The 1278-nt window shown below is 51.3% G+C and carries 1 protein-coding gene; it reads right to left on the reverse strand.

Annotated elements, in window-relative coordinates; translation table 11 throughout:
* Positions 1-175: 175 nt before the first annotated feature.
* On the reverse strand, positions 176-946 hold the full coding sequence (locus QOL81_RS25755) for an N-6 DNA methylase (RefSeq protein WP_128885024.1): 771 nt from the start codon (positions 944-946) through the stop codon (positions 176-178).
* Positions 947-1278 lie beyond the last annotated feature (332 nt).

Below are 1278 nucleotides of genomic sequence, written 5' to 3' on the forward strand. Positions count from 1 at the left end.
CAGAAAGTGCCAGGCCTTTAGCCTGGCTGCCTTAGCGAACGGCCGCACAAGCGGCCGGGCAGTGAAAGCGGCGCCGGCATCGCCGGCTGCAAGCGACCGATCGTTGGTTTTTGGCGACTCAACGTCGCCGGAAACCAATAGCAAAAAGGGGAGAATTGTCTCCCCTTCCCTAAAACTAAACCGCTTGCAGCACTTTTTGGAATCGAGTTGCGATATCAAGCAAGCGAAGTTTCTCACCCCATCCATTAATGTAATAAATCGGCGTATGGCGAACCTTCGACATACTCATGGATAAGGTATTGCCGGTATAAACTGTTGCAGGCAACCCCAATAATGCGAGCTGTACAAAACACATATCGGCGGCCATCGGATCGATATCAGTACAACGAATATACAACTGCTGCTGCGGGTTATAGCCTTGCGTTAACAAGTGCTCGGCCACAGCGATCACCATCCCTCCCGATCCGCTGGCCGGCTCATCCAACGTAATAAACGGTCGCTGTTTCAGCTCGTTAACGTGTTCTCCGATTGTCAGCCTTGCCATCAAGCGCGAAAGTTCAAGCGGCGTGAAAAACTGCCCCATTGATGCGGCGCCGAATTCCAGTTCCATGAATACCCCCCCCAACAGGTCATGCATTCCAGCTTCCAACGCATCAACCAGGAAACAGAACAAATGGTGCATCTTTTCTAAATCGGCAGCCTCATACCGTTTACAAATCTGCATTGCCTCTTCCCTCCCCTCCTCCGATCGCACGCGTGCCAGGTCAAGTTCATTAGAAGCCAGCCGAATAAAGTCACGGAAAACATCGAGGCGCCGATGGTAAGTAGCAACGCACGAGAACGTTTTGATAAATAGTTTCCTGGCTTCACTGGGCGTGGTTCTTGATTCATTTTTCACTGGCGCTTCAGTTGTCAGCAAAGCATCGAAGGAAAGTTGGTTGTTCACGGTGTTGTCTCCCTATGGAGGCGAGAACCCATTTCTCGCCATAGCGCAAGAACTAGCCACGCCGGCAAGGGATGAGGCAGGTACGGCTGCTGAAGCCGCATGCGCAAGCGACTGGAACAACGTGGAGGGAGTGCGAACGGGTAAAGCAGCCGGCGGTAGCGAATACTTGCCGCAGACCAAGGCGAGGCTATGTTAGGCGCGGCGAGTTAATGGGTGACGCTGCAATGGAAACAACGGCAACACAGAGTTTCTTGGCCATAGCCTTAAAAGATTACAGAATCATAAAATCATAGGATTTTATAATTACAGGATTACAGGATTACAGGATTACA

The organism is Serratia sp. CC22-02 (assembly GCF_900182895.1).
Classification (GTDB): Bacteria; Pseudomonadota; Gammaproteobacteria; order Enterobacterales; family Enterobacteriaceae; genus Serratia; species Serratia nevei.